Consider the following 21,505-nt stretch of genomic DNA (forward strand, 5'->3'; position numbering starts at 1 on the left):
GAGTCAACTATGAAGGCCATACGTGTAATAAACAAAGGAGAAAGCTCATCTCTTGAAATCAAGGATTATCCTACACCGGAGCCAAAAGAGCATGAAATTAGGGTAAAAATTGAGGCAACAGCCATAAATCGCGCCGACCTGCACCAGAGGGCGGGGAAATATCCTCCTCCCGAGGGTGCCAGTGAAATACTTGGACTCGAGATGGCAGGCATTGTTGATAAGGTAGGAACTAAGGTCAAGCGCTGGTCGAAAGGGGATCATGTCTTTGGATTGTTGCCGGGCGGCGGCTATTGCCAGTATTGTACCATGCATGAAGATATGGCCATGCCGCTTCCCGAGAATCTATCCTTTGAGGAAGCTGCGGCAGTACCGGAGACTTTCCTGACAGCATACCAGGCGCTAAGCTGGCTGGGGAATCTACAACAGTTGGAAACGGTGTTGATCCATGCGGGGGGCAGCGGTGTCGGGACTTCGGCCATACAATTGGCCAAGCAGCTGTTTAGTGCTACGATTATCACTACGGCAGGTAAGCAGCGAAAACTGGAAACTTGCCGCCAGCTAGGTGCCCAATACGCATACAACTACAAAGAACAGGATTTCGCTGAAGAAATTACCAATGAGCTCGGTGAAAATGCGGTAAACCTGGTTGTGGACTTTATCGGGGCTCCCTACTGGGAAAAAAACATTGAGGTATTGTCGATGGACGGACGCTTGGTTTATCTCTCCTTCTTGGGCGGCCACCGGTTGGAAAGGATGAGTCTTTCGCCTCTGCTTAAGAAAAGGCTAAAGGTGATGGGTTCCACTCTTCGTTCCAGATCCTTGGAATACAAAATTGAACTCACCCAGGCTTTTAGCAGTGATTGCATGCGCCTGCTGGAGGAAGGAAGTTTGGGCCCTGTAATAGATTCGGTATTTGACTGGGAGGATACCGAGGAGGCCCATCAAAGAATGGAAGACAACGAAAACACCGGTAAAATTGTGCTCACGGGTATGTGATTTAGCCGCGAATTTTCATTCTCTTATAAAATATTGAGTGCTAAAAATCAGGTCGATTACAGAAAACTAAAGGCCAATTTCATTATTTATTGCTTTCAGTTAGTTAATAAACTGATTCGTATAAAGCTTGGCCGCGAATATTCACGGATATTTATGTGGTTTTCTTCTTTTATCAAAAATATAGCGTTGAAATTCTGTCTTGTCACCAAAGTTCAATAAAAGTCCCAAATCTATATCTGTCGCCTTCAAATAGTTTATTAATTGCGCTTTATGTTCCGAACGTATTTTAGACACAGATTTGAGTTCCAGGATTACTTTCTCTTCAACTAGAATATCAGCTCTGAATTCCCCAATAATTTTCTCGCGGAAATAGACTTCTATAGGATATTGTCTCTTTACGGAGAACCCGTAATCAATCAGTACCAGAGATAAAGCACTTTCATAAACCGACTCAATAAATCCGGGACCCAGTTCATTATAAACTTCATAAAATGCTTTGATAATTTTGCTACTCAATTCTCTATGCTTCAACATAATTTCAAAGTTTTATTACCGTGAAAATCCGCGGCTATAAGCATGACCATTTCATACAATGAACCTTACAGAAATTGGCTAAGGATTTCTGTTTGGAGTCTCTTATCTTTGAGCTGAATTATTTTTTTGAACCACACAGATAAGATACATGGCGCAGCCAAAGTTCAGCACACATCTCGGAATGGTAGATATCTTGCCCGACGAGGTAGGTAAATGGCAAGCAATTGAACGCATCATCCATGAAGAGGCCCGGAAGTTCAACTTCGAAGAGATTCGCACTCCCATCATGGAGCAGACCGAACTGATCGCCCGGGGTGTGGGACAGCTGACCGACATAGTCACCAAAGAGATGTTTGCATTTGAACGGGGCGACGACCACTATGTCCTGCGTCCGGAGTGTACCGCCCCTGTGGTTCGTGCGTTTGTAGAACATCACCTGGAGCAGCGAGGAGGTTCACAAAACTTATACTATATCGGTCCGATGTTCCGTGCGGAGCGACCTCAAAAAGGCCGGCAGCGACAGTTTCACCAGTTTGGTGCAGAAATCATCGGTCCGGATGATCCAATTGCCGATGTCGAAATTATTTCACTGATGCTCTCTATATACAACCGAGTCGGCATCACCAATACTACCCTAAAGATTAACTCCGTCGGTGATCCCGAAAGCCGTGCCGCTTATAAAGAAGCGCTTAAGAATTATTTCCGTCCACACCTTGACGAAATGAGTGAAATTTCACGAGAGCGTTTTGAAAAAAATCCGATGCGCATACTCGATTCGAAGGAGGAAGAGGACCAGGAATTTATAGCAAAAGCTCCTGTCATCACCGAATACCTGAGTGAAGAGACGGAAGAACATTATGCCAGGGTCAAAACGCATCTCGATGAGCTTGAAATATCCTACACCGAAGACCCGCACCTGGTAAGAGGTTTGGATTACTATACACGTACAGCTTTTGAGCTGATAAGTCCCGATCTCGGAGCCCAGGATGCACTGGGCGGCGGAGGTCGATACGATCTACTGGTTGAAGAAATTGGAGGACAACACACCCCTGCGGTCGGCTTTGCTGCGGGTATAGAACGGCTGCTGATAGCCTGCGAAGAGCTGGATATCTCTTTAGGTGAGGAAAAGTCCGTAGATATCTATATCGTTACGATTGGTGAAAATGCCAGAACCTGGGCCCTTAACCACCTGCCTAAACTTCGTGCCAACGGCATATCTGCAGCCATGGATTACATGGGCCGCTCGGTAAAAGCACAGATGAAAGACGCTGACCGCGAAAATGCCAAATACACCATAATCGTCGGTGATAATGAACTAAAAGAGGGAAAATTCACCCTAAGGGATATGAAAGCCAGTGAGGAAGAAGCACTGGATTTTGAAAATATTGTCGAGAGGTTAAAGAAGAAAGTATAGGCAGCTGTTAATAAAACTATCTGCTGCCCTGAATATTCATTCCATTTGATGAAAAAGTATTACGCGATAACGATTCTTATAGTCCTTGCAGCACTTTTCGCCTACCATTTTTACGCTGCTGACAAAGCCGAGCAAAATATTGATACTTCCATTCAGGAAATTACCTCCGAACTCAATCCACCATTATCAGTCAGTTATTCATCGGTTGAGGTAGGTCCTTTTAGCGGTGATGTTCACTTTACAGACCTAAATATCATTAGAAATCAGGATATCAGGCGGGCGCAGTCGGTACTATTTGACTTCAGCTATTTTGATTTTTTGAAGATCAGCCTGTTCGGGGCTGAGTATGGATTAAAAAGAATCGAATCGGCTAATATCAATTTTAACCGGCTCTCGATTACTAACCGGGCAAATCTTACAGAATTCAAGCTAAATTCATTAAATGCCGGCTACCAGGGAGAACTGTGGAAGTTGTTGCGCATCGGATTTCACGATTCCACCGCATCAAGTGAGCACACCCTAATTGCTGAGGGTTCAAATTTCACCATATCCCTACCGGGTTTTATCGGTATAATAAATACCGATACCCTGAATATAAGTAGTGTTTTAAAAAATAAATCCGGTAATGAATCTTTCTCAGCTACAGCATCGCTTAAAAAGCTTAGCTGGAATCCGACGGACTCTTTTAAAAATCAGTACCGTTTTTTCATTCAGGGCTTTGGTTACGAGCCGGATTCTATTCCCTTTCAGAAGGCTAAGCTTGATTTTGACTATAAATCGAAAACGCCAATTCTATCAATTAATGAGATGAGTCTTCAGTCTGAGCTTTTCACAGGTATACTAACGGGCAAACTGAATATCAATAGTGACACCCTCTCAGCAACCTCATTCGATAGTGCCTCCCTCCGATTTAGCGATCTCGCTCCCCCGCTTCAAAATGTGCTTTCCAACGCCGAAAAACTATTTGGCATCAAAATACCGATGGCCGACAGTACGATTTCGATGGGCATTTCAGGTACCTTCTTGAAGCCAACGATCAGAATGGATAATCAGTGATAATGATCAGAAGGTTCTTTTTGAAATCTATTCCAAAGGTTTTAGGAGTTAAAAAGGCTTAAACTAAAACAGGAACGGGATTAATGCCCCGTTCCTGTCTGTTTGTACGCAGATTTTATTGCTCAGACCTATACTACACAGCTTCTCCACCGGCTTTGCCTTCCGGCACATCAAAGGGCTGCTGAGTTTCCGCACCGAATTCCGGAGCACGGCTTAGGAAATAATAACCCAATAGACCACTAACTAAGGATCCCAAAAGAATACCAACTTTAGAGAACTCAAGCAGGTTAAATTGCTCCACCGGATCGAAGGAAAGGTTGGCTATGAACAACGACATCGTGAAACCGATACCGGCCAAAAGTGCTACACCGTACACCACCTTCCATGTCTCCTTGTTATTGGCCAGTCCGGAAAAGCCAAGTTTCGTAAGCAGCCAGGTTGAACCGAAGATACCGATCTGCTTTCCGAAAAACAGTCCAAGTGTAATACCCCAGGTCAACGGAGAGACAATAGCCTGACCCATGACTTCCGGATCAAATACAACCCCGGCGTTCGCAAAAGCAAAAACCGGCATAATTACAAAATATACGGAGGTATGAAGCTTATGCTCCAACCTGTGAAGGGGTGATTCTGCGTGTTCAAGGGTCTCATCCATATGATGCAGGGCTTGCTCCTTGGTGACCGGGAGCTTCTCATCTGCAGCCTGCTGAAACAGCTCAAATCCTTCCTGGGCATACTCAGTGAGCCGCTCTAATGACCAGCCCCTGCTTGCCGGAATAGCAAATCCAACGATAACACCGGCAATTGTTGCATGGACTCCCGATTTCAGTACTGCCCACCACATAATGAAACCAATAATCATATAGGGAGACAACTTGTTGACACCACGATAATTGAAGTAGAGTAACACAAGCAGGCAGATAGCACCAATGCCTAAAGCTCCCATACTGATCTGTTCGGTATAGAAAAAGGCAATAACAAGCACGGCGATGAGATCATCCACTACTGCTACGGCTGTCACAAACACCTTAGCCCAGATAGGCACTCTGGATCCCAGGAGAGCTAGCACACCGACTACAAAAGCGATGTCCGTAGCCACCGGTATAGCCCAGCCGTTCATCAAATCGGTTCCACCGTTGAATCCGTAAAAAATAAGAGCCGGAAGGATAGCACCGCCAAGAGCAGCCACAGCCGGTAGGATGGCCGATTGTACTGATGAAAGCTCACCGTATTTTAACTCTCGTTTAATTTCAAGCCCGATCAGCAGGAAAAATACAGCCATAAGCCCATCATTAATCCAGTGGTGCACCGACTTGTCGATGACCAGATCGGAAATACCGAGCACGATATGTGACTCAAGCATGTGATGATAGGCATCGCCCAGAGGACTATTGGCAATGATAAGGGCCGCTATAGTAGCGAAAAGTAACATCATTCCCGCTGCCGAATCTTTTTTAAAAAAACCGTAAACTCTTTCTTTTAAGCTTTTATTTGCCACGTGTCTGTTACTTTTAAGTTGAAAATTTAAAATGTGAAATCGGGTTGAAGAAAATCACTATTAGTGCGGAGGCTTCCAAACTAGGAACCCTTCTTGAGCTGTTTAGCCTGTTCTATCGCTTCTTTTTCACCGATTATTGAGATTTTATCACCTTCACGGATGATCGTGTCTCCGTGAGGAATCACGAGCTCTCCGTCTCTTTCAAGGATGGCTACAAGGCTGTCGCCCGGTAGCTTAACATCCTTAATTTCCTTGCCGATCATAGATGATGTTTCATCATCCTGTGTTATTACCAGATTGATAAAGTGCTCATCGCGAAGCATTATTTCGCGGATATCAGCCTCACCTTCTGCCGTCAACCAGCGATCCATGAAATGCCGTGTATCAACCATTTCGGCAATGTGAGCCAGTATGCGCAAGTGAGAACCCGAATGCTTTTCAGAACTGACCAGAAAGATGAAAGCTCGAACTTTCTGTTTATCGTCCTGTTTTTCACGGCTGAGGCTTTCAAATTGCTCGGCATCAATATCCAGTCCACCCTTCACTCTAATTAAAACCATCTCGGCGCGGATATCCTGCTCTACGCGAGCATGATTCAGGGCCACCCCCCGGCCTATAGGAATCGCGCCTTCCTGGTTTACACCATAAAATATCTTCGAGAGTTTGTTTTCAGGAAGTTCTGTTCGTCCGGCCAGCAGGCTCACCGCCTTATTAATAACCTCTTTATAAGATACTGATGAATCAAGGTTATCAATCACCATTGACCGGGCTACCACTTCCTCGTAAGGGTCTTCATCACGCAACCCCTTTTCCCGTAGGATAGTTCTCATCTCATGTTCAAGACCATGGTATCTCCTTTGTCCGAGCCGGGCATGCACGTGAAATATAGCACCCTCTCGTTCGATTTTGTTGTGCGCATAGTAGAAGTACCATCCCACGCTGAACACCGCAATGAGCGCAGTGAACATGATAGAGAGCAGCCCCATCTCTAAAATTAAGAACACGGATATTATCATCCCCATTATCTGCAACCAGGGATACAGTGGTGAACGAAATCCAGGATCATACTCTTCGATCTGACTCTCTCGCATTACAATCACCGCAAGATTCAGTAATCCAAAGAGAAGAAGCTGAAAAGCACTTGCCAGTTTGGCTACCGCCTCCACCTCAAAAGCCAGCAGGAAGAAAATCATCAGCAAGACCGTAGCGATGATTGCAATCTTGGGTGTTCCATATCGTTTGCTGATCTCGGAGAAACGTAAAGCCAGCAAGCGATCTCTTGCCATAGCCATAGGGTAACGCGAGGCCGACATAATACCGGCGTTACCTGTCGATGCAAAAGCAGCAATAGCAGCTATAACAACCAGGATAAGACCGGTAGGCTCTGGAAGCCAGTCCAGGAACACTTCTCCGGCCGTGGCTACAGGTGTCAGGTCAGAACGAAAAGCTTCCGGTTCGAGCAACCCCACCATTAGATACACGCCCACTACATATACAAAGACCGCTACAATTAACGACATGATCATCCCGAGCGGGATATTCCGGTCAGGGTTTTCAACCTCTTCAGCCACACTCGCTACTTTGGTCAGGCCCGCATAAGAGACGAAAACCATACCCACGGTAGCAAGCACCCCATTAACCCCATTGATAAAAAAGGGAGAGAACTGCTGCCGGGTGATCTCAAAAAAGTCCAGCGAGAATATATGAAACAAGCCCTGAACGATGTAGAAAAACATGATCCCAAGCAGTGCTGCGACGAGTATCTTTTGCAAGAAACTGGATTCCTTCGCCCCAATGATGTTCACCAAACCGAAGAAAATAGTGAGCACTACTGCAACCAGCGTAATGGGGACATCCATGAAGATACCTATGTAAGCGCCCATACCAATTAGGGCAAACGCACTCTTAAGAACAAGGGCCAGCCAGGATCCGAACCCACCGATGGTACCCATCAGCGGACCTAAGCTGCGATCGATAAAATAGTAAGTGCCCCCCGCTCTGGGCATCGCCGTACAAAGCTCGGATACGCTCAACATAGTTGGCAACACAAGCACACCAGCAAACAAATAGGCCAGGAATACGGAAGGTCCGGTTTCTGCCGCTGCTATACCGGGCAGGAGGAAAAAGCCCGAACTGAACATTGCCCCGGTACTTATGGCGAAAACATCCCAGAGGCCCAGCTGTTTTTCCAGTTTTTCATGCTTCATAGTAATAAAGACCGTATCTGTTTAAACGATTAAGCGTTGATAACATTTTTCCGGTACTCAAGCTATTATAGCTTTATAATTAAGGAGTTTACACTGAGCTACCTTAATTGATTTTGGCCGGACAAAATATATGTTTTTTTATTAATTGAAAATCAAAGTTTACCATACATAAGTAAAAAGAAGTCAATTCTGTTTCAGCTCTTTTACTTTTTTGATGTCATCGACTTCACCAATAATGGAGAGCTCATCTCCTTCCTGGATGATGGTATTGCCGTGAGGAATTCGTATGACACCCTCACGCTTTATTATGGCAATAAGGCTCTCCCCGGGCAGTTTAATGTCATGAATCTTTTTTCCTATCATAACTTTGGTACCGTTATCCGGACGCACAGTAATATTGATGAACCGTTCATCCCGCAATAAAATTTCCCTGAGTTCCCCTTCATTTTGGGCGCTCAGCCATCGATCCAGAAAATTATCCTGATCGATTATTTCAGCCATATGAGCCAAAAAGCGGAGATGTTGTGTGGCATTGCCTTCGGAGCTTACCAGAAAGAAGATCGCATAAAGCTTTCCATTTTCATCTTCCTGTAAAGCCGTTTTGTTCTTGTATTTATCTGCCAGGGTGATGCCATTTTTAATTCTAACAATAAAGAGTTCCGGCTCGGCTTTTACATCGAGCCTGGTATGGTTGAGGGCTGCTCCTTCACCGATGGGTATGGCTCCGAAATCACTCATAGAGCTGAACTCTTTCATGAGTCGCTCTTGGTCAACCTGAAGCTTCATACAGAGATCCTGACTGGCTTTTTTAATGATCTCTTCATAGCTAGTATGTGAGTCCTTAACGTCAAGTACACCTGCTTTACTCACCACCAGCTCATAAGGATCTTCCTCACGAAGTCCCTTCTCCTGCATGATATGCCGCATCTCATGTTCCAGCCCACGGTCCTTAAATTGCCCCAATCGTTCATGCACATGATATATGGCTCCATGCCGGTCGATCTTTCCATACGCATAGTAGTAGTACCAGGCCACCGACAGTATGGTAATGGCGGCGGTAAATACAATAGACACCATACCCATCTCAAAGATTAGCACGCCTGAGGTTAACATTCCTACTATCTGAATCCATGGATAAAATGGAGAGACGTAACCGGGATCATATTCCTGGATCTGGCTCTCGCGCATCACAACGACAGCTAAATTCAGGAGCCCGAACAATAACAGCTTAAAGGCACTGGCCAGTTTGGCAACCTCCTCCACATTAAATACCAACAGCAGTACAATCATCATACCGGCAGTGGCAAGTATGGATACTGTAGGAGTATTGAATTTGCCGATCTCCGCAAGTTTGGAATGTACCAGCTTATCACGGGCCATAGCCAGAGGGAAACGGGAGGCTGACATGATTCCGGCATTACCTGTTGAGGCAAAAGCTGCGATAGCAGCAATTACTACGAGTAATAAACCCACATCACCGGGAAGCCAAGTCAGGAAAATCTCACCGGCTGTAGCCACCGGGGTCAAATCTTCCCTAAAAGCACTAGGTTCAAGAACGGCAGTCATCAGATAGACCCCGCCAACGTAGACTGCGATAGCGGTAATAATCGACAAAAACATTCCTCGTGGTATATCCCTATCCGGATTTTCCACCTCTTCAGCTACACTGACTACTTTGGTCAGTCCGGCATAGGAAACAAAAACCATCCCCACTGTTCCAAAAAAGCCTTGAATGCCATTTGTGAAAAATGGGGTAAACTGTTCCCGGTGAACATCAAGAAATCCTATAGAAAAGACATAGGAAAAACCCTGAACTAAATAAAAAGCCATGATGGTGATCAGAGTGATGACCAAAATATTTTGCAGCCTGCTGGTCTCCTTGGCTCCAAAGATATTTAATGCCCCAAAAGCTATGGTAAGCGTGATGGCTACCGGCGTGATAGGTACTTCAAAAAAAATCGAGATATAGGCTCCCATACCGATCAGAGCAAAGGCACTTTTGAAAACCAGCGAGAACCATGATCCAAAACCTCCAATGCTTCCCATAAGAGGTCCCAAACTGCGGTCGATAATATAATAACTTCCGCCTGCCCTGGGAAATGCCGTTGCCAGCTCTGCTTTACTGAGCATTGTTGGAATTACCAAAATCCCGGATACCAGATAGGCCAGGAATACCGATGGCCCGGTCTCTCCCGCTGCAATTCCCGGCAACAAAAACAATCCAGAGCTGAACATAGCCCCCGTTGCGATTGCAAATACATCAAATGCACCGAGCTGTTTTTTTAGTTTGTCAGAATCTTCAAGTACTGGCAAAACGAATGAATCTCTTTATTTGGCTCTTCTGTTTTTATTGAGTCGGGTTGATCAGCAGTAAGATTTGCTATAGTAAATTGCTGGTCTTGTCCTTACTATCCCTGATTTTATCCCTATCGGTTATTCAGCATTCGATATTTTAAATGAACTCAGTAACCTGGTCACCATGCGAATGCCGTAACCAAAAATTAGCAGACCGATAATCCCCTGAATTTTTACGCTCAGTACCGGGTGTAAATCGAAAATCACAATAATGGCATATTCTGCTGCCGCAGAGCATATCAATAGTACTGCAAGCCATAGTAGTTCGTAAATAATTTTTCTCTTTAACCCGCTTTCCATAAACTCTATATGTGTATTTCGGGATTCATTGAATTAGTCAATGTAACTATACTTAAAGATATAGCGTTTCGTTTAATTTCAAAGTAAACCCTAAACGCTACAGTCAAGACCCAAAACCGGTGCCAATCTTGAGTTAATTTCAGCAGTTTCCCGGGCTTCAAAGTGCTCTTTGCTAATGTAATCAATGTTCCCCATCTTGCCCCGTAATTTTATTCCAACAAGAGGATGAACTAAGATCCTTTCGATAGCTTTTTTATGACCGAACATTTGTTCATTGCGATAGCAAGTATTTTGGTATTCGGAATCGGTGCCCAGTGGGCCGCCTGGAGATTTAATCTGCCTGCCATTCTACTTCTGCTGATATCGGGTATCCTGGCAGGACCTATATTCGGATTTCTAAATCCCGATACCCTTATGGGTGATCTGCTGACGCCTTTTATATCGGTTTCAGTTGCCATCATACTATTTGAAGGCGGACTCAGCCTGCGTTTTTCAGAACTCAAAAATGCGGGAGGAATCATAGGGAACCTAGTCAGTATAGGTGTCATCCTAACCTGGGTTATCATCTCCATTTCTGCGCTCTACATTTTTAATTTTGGATGGGAGCTCTCCATCTTGCTTGGAGCCATATTGGTTGTAACGGGGCCTACCGTGATTATCCCGCTCTTGAGACAGGTTCGCCCTTCAGGTCAGGTAGGATCCATACTGAAATGGGAAGGTATTGTTATCGATCCTATAGGTGCTATGCTGGCTGTGCTGGTCTTTGAGGTCATCCTGGCTACCAGTGTTTCAGCAGCTACCAGTGTGGCCATAATCAGTATTGTCAAAACGATCGTTTTTGGTACACTCTGTGGCCTGGCCGGTGCAGCTGTCATTTATTTTCTGCTTAAGAGACATGCACTGCCGGATTTTCTTCAAAATCCCGTCAGCCTGACGATTGTCGTTGTGGTGTTCACCGTTTCAAATATGCTTCAACATGAATCGGGTCTTTGGGCAACGACACTGATGGGTATAGCACTGGCAAACCAGAAATCAGCATACATCCATCATATTATAGAGTTCAAGGAAAATCTCAGAGTCCTCTTACTATCGGCACTATTTATACTCCTTGCCGCAAGAGTCGAACTTGACAAACTCATAGCCAACCTGAACTGGGATATGGTTGCATTTCTCGGGGTCGTTATACTCATAGCGCGACCTGTGACCGTTTATATCTCAACCATCTTCTCAGATATCAGCTGGCGCGAAAAGTTTTTTCTCTCCTGGATGGCGCCTCGCGGGGTTGTTGCTGCTTCCATCTCCTCAATTTTTGCCATAAGCCTCACGCAAAACGGCTTTGAGCAAGCCGATCAGCTGGTTCCTATTGTATTTATTGTCATTATTAGTACAGTTGCAATTTATGGGCTCCCGGCATCGTGGGTGGCCAGAAAACTGGGTGTGGCAAAGCCTGTGCCCAACGGGGTATTAATACTTGGTGCCAAGAAATGGTCAATTATTGTGGGCAAGAAAATTCAGGAAGAGGGTTTCGATGTACTGATGGCAGATTCGAACTTAAACAATGCCCTGGAAGCCCGTTCCGAAAATCTGGAAACCTATCACGGCAATATTTTATCTGAATTTGCATTGGAAGAGATAAATCTTGACGGTATCGGTCAGCTTCTTGCCCTCACTCCAAATGATGAAGTAAACTCTTTGGCAGCACTCCGTTTCGGTGAAATATTCGGTCGCTCTCACGTTTACCAGCTACCTTCAAACACCAAAAGGCAGGAAACCGACAATGAAGTATCCAATCATTTAAGCGGACGTATACTTTTTGATGATGATTTAAATTTCGCACAATTGGCGAAGCACATAACGTCTACCGAAGACTTGTCTATGCTTGAAATAACCGACGAGATTGATTTTGATGAATACTTCCGGGAAAAAGAAGATGGAAGCAGGCCCATTCCCCTCTTCCTGATTACAAATAATAATGAGCTGCGACCTTTTACTCAGAATCATCAGCTGGCTATTACCAGTGGGGTCAAAGTCATCTACATTGAACTGGAAAGTGTAACTGTAGCTGACTCTTAACCTGTAGCATACTTTTAAGAGCAAAAGTTTTATATCGGATATCGTGATCTAACAGCATTCTATGGTATCAAACGGCTGGAATATTTGGATTGACACCGGTGGCACTTTCACCGATTGCATAGGTATTGATCCGGACGGAGTCATGCACAAAGCAAAGGTGTTGAGTAGCAGTTCTCTGAGAGGAAGCGTTGTTAAATCGCTGAAAGCCAATCGTTATATTATTGAGCAGGATTGGGAAGCGCCTTCCCGTTTCATAGAGGGATTTCAGCTGAACCTGCTGGGAATTACGCATCCAAAGTGCCTAGTCACTTCATTCGACGCCCAAAATAATACTCTTGAGATCGATACCTACCTGGAAGACCTTGAAGAAGCAGAGAGAATATCTTTTGAAGTTATTTCTCCTTATGAAGCACCTATTCTCGGATGCCGGTTGCTGACCAAAACGGCCCCCGATGAAGACCTCCCTCCGATGAGTATCAGGCTGGCAACTACGAAAGGCACCAATGCCCTTTTAGAAAATAAGACAGCTCCTACCATGCTACTTATCAATGAGGGATTTGGAGATTTACTGATTATTGGGGATCAGAAACGGCAGGATTTATTTGCCAAAAATGTAATCAAACCCGACTTACTGTATAATGAGGTATGTGAATTATCCTGCCGGATCAGTGCCAATGGAGAAATCCTGAAGGATTTCCAGCCGGGAAATCAGGATGAAATAATTACCAAATTTCTAAAAGAGCCTTATGCCGCTTTTGCTGTCTGTCTGATGAACAGTTATCAAAATCAAACTCATGAACAGGAGCTCAGGAAATATTTGGAAGATTTGGGAGCAAGTTTCATATCCGTCTCTTCAGATTTAAGTCCGGTAATAAAAATTCTGCCCCGGGCCCAGACTACCGTTGTAAACGCTTCTTTAAGCCCGGTACTCAAAAAATACCTGGATAGTGTCAAATCCGGGATAGGCAGATCCTCGCTACATGTAATGACCAGTGCAGGGGGATTGATCAATGCTGATAACTTCGAACCCAAGGATAGTCTTCTGAGCGGTCCCGCCGGAGGCGTGGTGGGTGCAAGCAGCATCGGCCGGAATAACGGATTCCAAAAAGTGATCTCTTTTGACATGGGTGGAACCAGCACGGATGTTGCCCGTTTTGACCATGATTTTGACTACGTTTTTGAGCACAAAGTAGGACATGCCAAACTCAATGCCCCTGCCCTCTCCATAGAAACAGTTGCAGCCGGGGGCGGCTCCATCTGTAGCTACGATGGAAATAAACTAACGGTCGGTCCCGATAGCGCCGGTGCGTATCCCGGCCCCGCTTGTTACGGTGCAGGCGGACCGCTGAGTCTAACAGATATCAATCTCCTCTTGGGCAGGCTGGATGAAGCTAATTTTGGCATTCCCATCGCACTGGAACAGAGTGAGGTGAAATTCAAGCAGTTGCTGGAAAATATTGCAGAAACCAGTGGAGAAAACCCGGATCGCAAGGAAATTTTGGAAGGATTCCTTCAGATAGCAAACGAGCGTATGGCAAATGCCATAAGGAAAGTATCCATGCGAAAAGGATATGACCCCTCTGAATATGCATTGGTAGGTTTTGGTGGTGCCGGTGCCCAGCATGTGTGTGCTATTGCAGATGAACTCGATATAAATAATATCCTGATACCCTCCCATGCGGGTCTGCTCAGTGCCTATGGTTTGGGAACGTCTGTGATTGAGCAATTTGCAGAAAAACAGGTTCTTGAAAACCTATCAGAACTGGAGTCAAAACTGGATTCCTACTTTAAAAGTCTCACCGAAGAGGCCAAAATGGCTCTTCAGGAAAAAGAGGATGTCAGGCAGAGCCAAATACATGTCAGGAAAGAGCTTGCGTTCATGCGCCTGAAAGGTCAGGATAGCACCATAAAGATCGATTACAGCGAAAATACCGACCTCAAAACTGCATTTAAGGAGGCTTACAAAAACAGATACGGACATTGGATCGAAGGTTCGAAAATCGAGGTAGAGTCCATTCGTGCGGTGGCCTCAACCCGGCCATCTGAAGACGAATTCCAATTAGCCGATTACACTCAAAAGAACACAGGACCTGTCAGAACCAAACCCATTCAATTTCACGGCCAAACTTTGGATACACCGGTCTATATTCGCAATCAGGTAGCTACAGGAGTGCGAGTAGAAGGCCCTGCCTTGATCCTCGATCCCTACAGTACCATTGTCATAGAGCCGGGATGGAATGCCTCTGTCAAAGACGACGGTACACTGCTTTTAAGTAGCAGTACAAATAATGAACTAATCAGAAAACAGTCACAGTCGCAGTCCGTTGCACTTGAACTCTTTACCAACCGTTTTACTTCCATTGCAGAAGAGATGGGGGAAATGCTCAAGCGAACTGCCCGATCCGTCAACGTAAAGGAGCGGATGGACTTCTCCTGCGCGCTTCTGAATAGAGAAGGAGAACTGGTGGTCAATGCCCCACACATTCCTGTGCACCTGGGTGCCCTGGGCCTCTGCATAAGAAGACTTTCTGAAAGTATTTCCATGCAGCAAGGTGATGTCATTGTGACAAATCATCCTGCTTACGGTGGATCGCACCTGCCCGACGTTACCGTAGTAACCCCTATATTCAGCGCTTCAAAACAGCTTTTGGGCTATGCAGCAAGTCGTGCACATCATGCTGAAATCGGGGGTACACGTCCGGGTTCTATGCCTCCCAGCGCCCGTACCCTGTCGGAGGAAGGAGTAGTGATTCCCCCGATGTATCTCGTTCGCGCCGGCGTCCCTCAATGGGACAGCATTCGTGAGCGGTTAACCAATGCCATATACCCTACCAGGGCTATTGAGGAAAACATGGCAGACCTTCAGGCAGCAGTTGCTGCCAACCATCGCGGGGCTGAATCCTTGCGTACACTGGCTGAACGTTACGGGGAGGATACAGTTACTAGTTATATGGCTGCTATAAAAAATGAAGCAGCCATCAAATGCAGACAGATGCTGAAAAAAATTCCTGACAGCACATCTGATAGCCTGGAATATCTTGACGACGGAAGCACACTGAAAGCTGTCATCAAGAAAGAGGGGGAACAGCTGGAGATTGATTTCAGCGGAACCGAGAAAAACCATCCGGGAAATCTGAATGCCACACCGGCCATTGTAAACAGTGTCATCATGTATGTCCTGCGGCTGCTCATTGATGAACCTCTCCCACTGAATGAGGGCTTGCTTGATCCGATTACTATTCGTTTGCCCGAATGTATGTTAAATCCGAAGTTCAGTGAGGATCCTGCGGATTGTCCTGCCGTTGTGGGTGGAAATACAGAAACAAGCCAACGTCTTGTCGACCTTTTACTGAAACCTTTTAATGAGCTTGCCTGTAGCCAGGGAACTATGAACAATGTGCTTTTCGGTAACGAACAATTTGGCTATTACGAAACCATCGGCGGAGGGACCGGGGCCGGACCGGGATTCCACGGGACTGATGCGGTTCATCACCACATGACCAATACTGCCGGCACTGATCCCGAAATCCTGGAGCATCGCTACCCTGTTCGCCTAGAGAAGTACGCGGTTAGAAAAGAGTCAGGTGGCGTTGGGGAATATCGTGGAGGAAATGGCATAGAACGTGAACTGACTTTCCTTGAATCGGTTTCTCTTTCGGTACTGACCCAACACAGGGTTGAAGTCCCTTACGGACTGAAAGGAGGAAAACCCGGTGCGGCAGGGAAGCAGTGGGTCATACGAAAAGACGGTAGCAGGCTAGCACTCTCATCAATAAGCGGAGAAGAGTTGGAAGCCGGGGACCGCTTCATAATTCAGACCCCGGGCGGTGGAGGATATGGAGAAAAGGCAAATGGCAATTGACAAATTTCAGACAAGCACCAAATTGAAATTCATGAATATCAAAACACCAATAACACCTACTAACTAAAGGTTTTAATTTAAAATTTGTGTTTTAATTGATATTTGTAGCTTATGGTTTGAAGATTAACCAATACATTTAGTTTTTGCGAAAGCGTCTTTTAAATATTTTATTCTGGTCCGTTCTTTCTGCCGCCTTCATTGGGCCGGGTACCATCACTACAGCTGCATCCGCCGGGACCGGTTTTGGTTTCACCCTACTCTGGGCTCTGTTATTTTCAACGATCGCCTGTATCATACTTCAGGAAGCCAGTGCACGCTTGACTCTCAGTTCGGGTAAAAACCTGGGCGAAGCAATGAAACTTCGCTTCCAGGAGAGTTTAGCCGGAAAGATAACAGGATATCTTGTACTCATTTCTATTCTGTTAGGCTGTGCCGCTTATGAGGCAGGCAATATCCTGGGCGGAGTTGCAGGTGCCGCGCTCATTTCCAATGTACCCGCTTTCATACTGACACTCATAATCGGGTTGGTAGCTTTTCTATTGCTATGGTTTGGATCAACAAAAGTAATTGCACAAATACTTGGCATCATTGTGGCAATTATGGGCTTCTGTTTCTTTACTACAGCAATACTGATGAAGCCTCCTATAGATTCTATTCTCAACTCGGCACTGATTCCCAGATTCCCAACCGGTTCGGAAATTTTGATAATCGGTCTAATCGGTACCACGGTCGTTCCCTATAACCTCTTCCTTGGCTCTGGAATCAAGCACACCCAAAATATAAAAGAGATGCGCTTCAGCCTGACGGCTGCCATCATACTTGGAGGCATTATATCCATGGCGGTTCTGATTGTTGGGACTTCTATTAGCGGTGAATTCACCTATGATGCGCTGGCAGGTAGTCTGGGCGATACCCTGGGGAGTTGGGCATCTCTATTCTTTGGAATAGGTTTGTTTGCAGCCGGACTCAGCTCTGCCCTCACGGCACCCCTTGCAGCGGCTTTGACGGCAAAAGGATTCATGGGGAGTGAATCCGATGAAAATTGGAAGGATGCCGGAACATATATGAAACTGGTATGGGGTTCGGTCTTAATGATCGGAGTATTTTTCGGTGTACTGCAGGTTCAACCTATTCCGGCCATTATACTTGCCCAGGCACTTAACGGTATCATATTGCCCTTCGTCACAATATTTTTGCTACTCGTCATGAATGATGCTAGCCTTTTAAACAGATCATCGATCAATTCTCATGCTTATAATTTGCTAATGGGAATCATTGTGTTTACTACTTTGGTTATTGGGTTAACCAATGTGGCAAAGGCTCTGAACAATATCAGCGATGCGGCACTCGTAAATGAAGAGTACATCCTGTATGCGGCAACCGTTATTGCCCTATTTGTTGCCTGGCCGGTGATACATAAAATAAAGGAATATCGGAAACGCTGATATTTTTATAAGCATGGAGAATTTGTCCGGAATTACACATTTTGCAAATATAGAGTTATGGTTAGGCAAGGTATCATATCACTGATTCTGTCTCTGGTCGGCTTCCTTTTAGGAAGTTGTGCCTCTAACGAAATCATACAGCGTGGTGACTCGCCAAAAGCCTCTTCCACTTATACCACCTCCTTCCCCACCCGGGACGCTTCTGATCAGATTCGGTCCATCAAAGAGTCGGTTATCCGCATTTCATCTACCGGCATCTACCGTACCTATATCTTTGAAGACCGGATGCTGACGAGAGAAGAACTGAATGGCATGGACATTGAGGAGGTTGCAACCCGGGATATTACCAGCAACGAAAGTACTGCAGGTACCGCTATTTCACTGTATAGTGATGATCGAAATGTTGCATTAATTACCAATGCGCATGTCGTCAACTACCCCGATACCCTTTTTGCTTATGTAGATCGTGAGGGGGTACCTAAGAAAACCTATATCCACTCGGTTAAAATCAAGAAGAGTCAGAACAATTTAATTTACGACTTGCCCAATGTAGGCAAATTTGAAATCCTTGACCTGAATGTAGATTCCGATCTCGCCCTCTTGAGAGTTAATAGATCCAGCTTTCCCAATTTACGTGCCCCGGGACTTCAGATTCGAAGGGGTGACCCGGCCGATCTTGAATGGGGTTCCTTTGTCTATATTATCGGCTATCCGAAAGGATATCCAATGATTACTCGGGGCATTGTAAGCAGTCCGGAGCGAAATGAATATGATGATTTCCTGACGGATGCCCTTTTCAATCCCGGTATCAGCGGTGGACTCATCATGGCTACACGTACCGATTTCAGAACCTTTGAATGGGTGGGTATGACCAATACCGCCTCGGCAGATCTGTCTAAGCTGCTGGTTCCCGATCCCTTGAAATCATCTGAATACCAAAACTTTGATATATATCGAGATTCCATCTTTATAGAGACAAAAACCAGCCTGACTTACGGCATTACACAGGCGATTCCTATGAAAAGAATTATGGAGTTCCTGGAAGCAAATGAGCGATCTTTACAGCGAATGGGCATCCGAATGCACAGTCTAAAAAATCCTTGATTATTATGATCACTCAACACTTCATTCGGACGAGAATATCTTACTCCTAGAGCTACCGGTGCCGCAAGTCTGAAATAAATCTTATCTGCATTTTATAAGATCATCAAAGCCTGCTATTTTCCGTTTCATTTTAAATCAGTTGAGTTGTTTATATGCGCGTATTAAAATTCGGCGGCACATCCATGGGTGATGAACATACATGGAGAAGAGTCCTTGAGATCATCAAAACTTACGACAGACCGATCGTCATCGTATCAGCCACTGCACGCACCACACGTCAACTGGTTGCAGCTGCAGAGCTTGCTGCCGTGGATTTCGGACGTGCAAGTACGATGGCTATTGAAATTAAAGAGAGGCACGAGCTGCTTATCCGGAATTTCCTGGACCGCATGAATGATCGGAACGGTAATAATATCAATGAGTTGACCGAACAGTGCGAAAGATGGATAGAAGATCGAACCAAAACCTTGCTGCAGCTTCTCAATGAGATAGCTGAGGAAGGTAATTTAACGTCCAGGCTAAAAGATGCCGTTGCCGGCATTGGCGAACAACTCTCTTCCCGCCTCTTCAGCTATTGCGGATCGGCTTTCGGCTTGCAAACCTCATGGGTTGATGCCCGATCCATCATCAAAACAGATTCAAATTTTGGAAATGCAAATCCGGATTTATCATTAATTGCAAAAAACTCAGAAGAACTTTCACTTTTGTCAGCTCAAGGAATGATCCCGGTTATGGGCGGTTATTATGGTGAGGACTCCAAGGGAGAAGCTACCACGCTAGGTTTTGAAGGATCTGATTTCAGTGCAAGCCTGCTAGGCTCAGCCCTGGATGCCGAAGCCATTGAAATATGGACTGATGTCAGCGGCATCTATACCTGTGACCCCAGAATTGTGGAAGACGCCTTTCCAATAAAAAAAATGAGTTTCCGTGAGGCTACTGAGATGGCCTATTTCGGCGCCAAGGTATTGCACCCTTCAACCATGAATCCGGCCGAAGAAAAGCAGATCCCGATATTGGTTAAAAATATCTTTGAACCTGATCATTCGGGGACGATCATCCGTGGAGAAACCGGTGAGAATGGAAAGGCCAAAGCTATGACTTTTCTGAAGGATGTAACCATAGTGACGGTAACCTCGCCACATACACGCATGGGTTATGATTTTCTATCCGGAGTGTTCAAGGTGCTAAAAGACTATCATCTTTCTGTAAATGTGGTCACCACGACAGAGGCCTCCATCTCCCTTGCCCTATCTTCCGGACAGATTCATGCTGATATGATTGATTCCATGGAAGAGCTTGGAGAAGTACAGACTAAAGATAAGCAGGGAATCATTAGCCTGATAGGGTGTAACTTTGAAACGATGGAGGAAGTATCCGGTCAAATTTTTGCAGCTATTCCAAAAACACCGGTAACAATGATTTCCTACAGCAGTGAAAAGAAGAATTTAAATATTGTGCTTCCGGAAAACCTGCTCACATCATCCGTTCAGGCCATCCATAAAAAACTATTCGACCGTTCAGAAAAATGACGGACTATCAGTTTTCTTTTTCAGGATTCTGACGTGCCGAATGGATTTCTTCCTTTTCGGTATCTTCATTTACAATGCCCAGCCTGCGGGCTCTTTCCATCCACTTACGACGTGCCATTTGCTGCATATCATCAATAGCATCCACCTCATCCACGATTTCCATCCCCAGCAGCGTTTCAACCAAGTCTTCCATGGTCACTACTCCGGAGAATCCCCCATACTCATCAACAGCTACCGCAATGTGTTCCTGATTCTGGAGCAGTTTTTCAAAGAAATTCTGCAGCGAGATGGTCTCCGGAAGAATTAGTATCTCGCGTTTGAGATCCTTTAGCTTGATATCCTCGTTGCCTTTCGCCAGGCAAATAAGCAGGTCATTTTTGAGAATATATCCGGTAATATCGTCCTCCGTTTCTCCATAAACGGGTAGTCTGGAAAAGCGCAGTTCCTCTACCTGATCAAGAATATCGGCAACAGTCTTCTCTTCATTAAAGCCGACCACCACAATTCGCGGGGTCATAATATCCTTGATACGCAGGGATTTGAAGCGGACCAGGTTTTTCAAAATATCGGACTCCTCCTGTTCAAATATTCCCTCTTCCACCCCACGGTCGGCCAGCGCACTGAGCTCTTCCCTACTAAACGTGGCATGTTTCGTACTGCCGGAAAGCAATTTGGTAATCAACATGGAGAGCTGCACAAATGGGTAAAGTATCCAGATCATGCCTTTCAGAATGCGTCCGGAAACCGGTGCCAAGGTTCGCCAGTAGGTAGCTCCCAGCGTCTTTGGAATAATTTCGGAAAAGAATAGAATCATCAGCGTCAGCACCGCTGAGGTGATTCCCACGTAACCACTGCCGAAAACCAGTTGTGCCTGTGCACCGACGCCGGCAGCCCCGACGGTATGTGCGATCGTATTCAGGGTAAGTATTGCAGATAGCGGTTGATCAATCTTATCTTTCATGCCGCGCAGCATCTGACCGACACTCTGATTCTCTCTTTCCAGAACGGCTATATACGACTGATTTACAGAAAGCAATACCGCCTCCAGAATGGAACACAGAAATGATACGGCTATGGCAAGTATGAGGTAAAGAATTAATAGAGTCATAAAACATTAAAATAGCGTTTTTAT

General features: G+C 45.4%; 13 protein-coding genes. 8 read left to right on the plus strand and 5 right to left on the minus strand.

Going from position 1 to position 21,505, the window contains the following annotated elements:
• Positions 1 to 9: 9 nt before the first annotated feature.
• Entirely contained in the window at positions 10 to 996 is a 987-nt protein-coding gene (locus tag G3570_RS15415) for an NAD(P)H-quinone oxidoreductase (RefSeq protein ID WP_165143765.1), read from the plus strand.
• Positions 997 to 1,137: 141 nt separating this feature from the next.
• Here the strand turns inward: G3570_RS15415 and G3570_RS15420 are convergent, their stop codons facing one another.
• Positions 1,138 to 1,530, minus strand: coding sequence for a GxxExxY protein (locus G3570_RS15420; protein WP_249067198.1), 393 nt, complete (start codon positions 1,528 to 1,530; stop codon positions 1,138 to 1,140).
• Positions 1,531 to 1,678: 148 nt separating this feature from the next.
• Between G3570_RS15420 and hisS the strand changes: the two genes are divergently transcribed.
• Positions 1,679 to 2,944, plus strand: a complete 1,266-nt coding sequence (hisS, locus tag G3570_RS15425) for a histidine--tRNA ligase (RefSeq protein WP_165143766.1) — start codon at positions 1,679 to 1,681, stop codon at positions 2,942 to 2,944.
• A 48-nt stretch (positions 2,945 to 2,992) separates the two neighbouring features.
• Positions 2,993 to 4,000, plus strand: coding sequence for a hypothetical protein (locus G3570_RS15430; protein WP_165143767.1), 1,008 nt, complete (start codon positions 2,993 to 2,995; stop codon positions 3,998 to 4,000).
• A gap of 133 nt (positions 4,001 to 4,133) precedes the next feature.
• Here G3570_RS15430 and nhaA read toward each other — a convergent pair whose 3' ends face one another.
• The 3 genes from nhaA to G3570_RS15445 form a co-directional block, all read right to left on the minus strand.
• Complete coding sequence (gene nhaA, locus G3570_RS15435; RefSeq protein ID WP_165143768.1) at positions 4,134 to 5,498, minus strand: Na+/H+ antiporter NhaA; 1,365 nt, start codon at positions 5,496 to 5,498, stop codon at positions 4,134 to 4,136.
• A gap of 80 nt (positions 5,499 to 5,578) precedes the next feature.
• Positions 5,579 to 7,705 (minus strand): amino acid permease, encoded by a 2,127-nt coding sequence (locus G3570_RS15440; RefSeq protein WP_165143769.1) that lies wholly within the window; start codon positions 7,703 to 7,705, stop codon positions 5,579 to 5,581.
• 183 nt (positions 7,706 to 7,888) lie between these two features.
• Entirely contained in the window at positions 7,889 to 10,018 is a 2,130-nt protein-coding gene (locus G3570_RS15445; RefSeq protein ID WP_249067200.1) for an amino acid permease, read from the minus strand.
• A 597-nt stretch (positions 10,019 to 10,615) separates the two neighbouring features.
• Here G3570_RS15445 and G3570_RS15450 point away from each other — a divergent pair.
• The 5 genes from G3570_RS15450 to G3570_RS15470 all read left to right on the plus strand — a co-directional run bounded on the left by G3570_RS15450 (position 10,616) and on the right by G3570_RS15470 (position 20,373).
• Positions 10,616 to 12,433: a cation:proton antiporter gene (locus tag G3570_RS15450; RefSeq protein WP_165143770.1), complete on the plus strand. Its 1,818-nt coding sequence runs from the start codon at positions 10,616 to 10,618 to the stop codon at positions 12,431 to 12,433.
• Positions 12,434 to 12,494: 61 nt separating this feature from the next.
• Positions 12,495 to 16,295, plus strand: coding sequence for a hydantoinase B/oxoprolinase family protein (locus tag G3570_RS15455; RefSeq protein WP_165143771.1), 3,801 nt, complete (start codon positions 12,495 to 12,497; stop codon positions 16,293 to 16,295).
• Between the two features lie 143 nt (positions 16,296 to 16,438).
• Positions 16,439 to 17,740 (plus strand): NRAMP family divalent metal transporter, encoded by a 1,302-nt coding sequence (locus G3570_RS15460; RefSeq protein ID WP_165143772.1) that lies wholly within the window; start codon positions 16,439 to 16,441, stop codon positions 17,738 to 17,740.
• Positions 17,741 to 17,797: 57 nt separating this feature from the next.
• The gene (locus G3570_RS15465) at positions 17,798 to 18,844 is read left to right on the plus strand and encodes a S1 family peptidase (RefSeq protein WP_165143773.1); all 1,047 of its coding nucleotides are present in this window, start codon (positions 17,798 to 17,800) and stop codon (positions 18,842 to 18,844) included.
• A gap of 152 nt (positions 18,845 to 18,996) precedes the next feature.
• Positions 18,997 to 20,373 (plus strand): aspartate kinase, encoded by a 1,377-nt coding sequence (locus G3570_RS15470; RefSeq protein WP_165143774.1) that lies wholly within the window; start codon positions 18,997 to 18,999, stop codon positions 20,371 to 20,373.
• A 7-nt stretch (positions 20,374 to 20,380) separates the two neighbouring features.
• On the opposite strand, the gene G3570_RS15475 is transcribed toward G3570_RS15470, so the two are convergent.
• Positions 20,381 to 21,481 (minus strand): hemolysin family protein, encoded by a 1,101-nt coding sequence (locus G3570_RS15475; RefSeq protein ID WP_165143775.1) that lies wholly within the window; start codon positions 21,479 to 21,481, stop codon positions 20,381 to 20,383.
• Positions 21,482 to 21,505 lie beyond the last annotated feature (24 nt).

It is taken from the genome of Halalkalibaculum roseum (genome assembly GCF_011059145.1).
GTDB classification, from domain to species: Bacteria; Bacteroidota; Rhodothermia; order Balneolales; family Balneolaceae; genus Halalkalibaculum; species Halalkalibaculum roseum.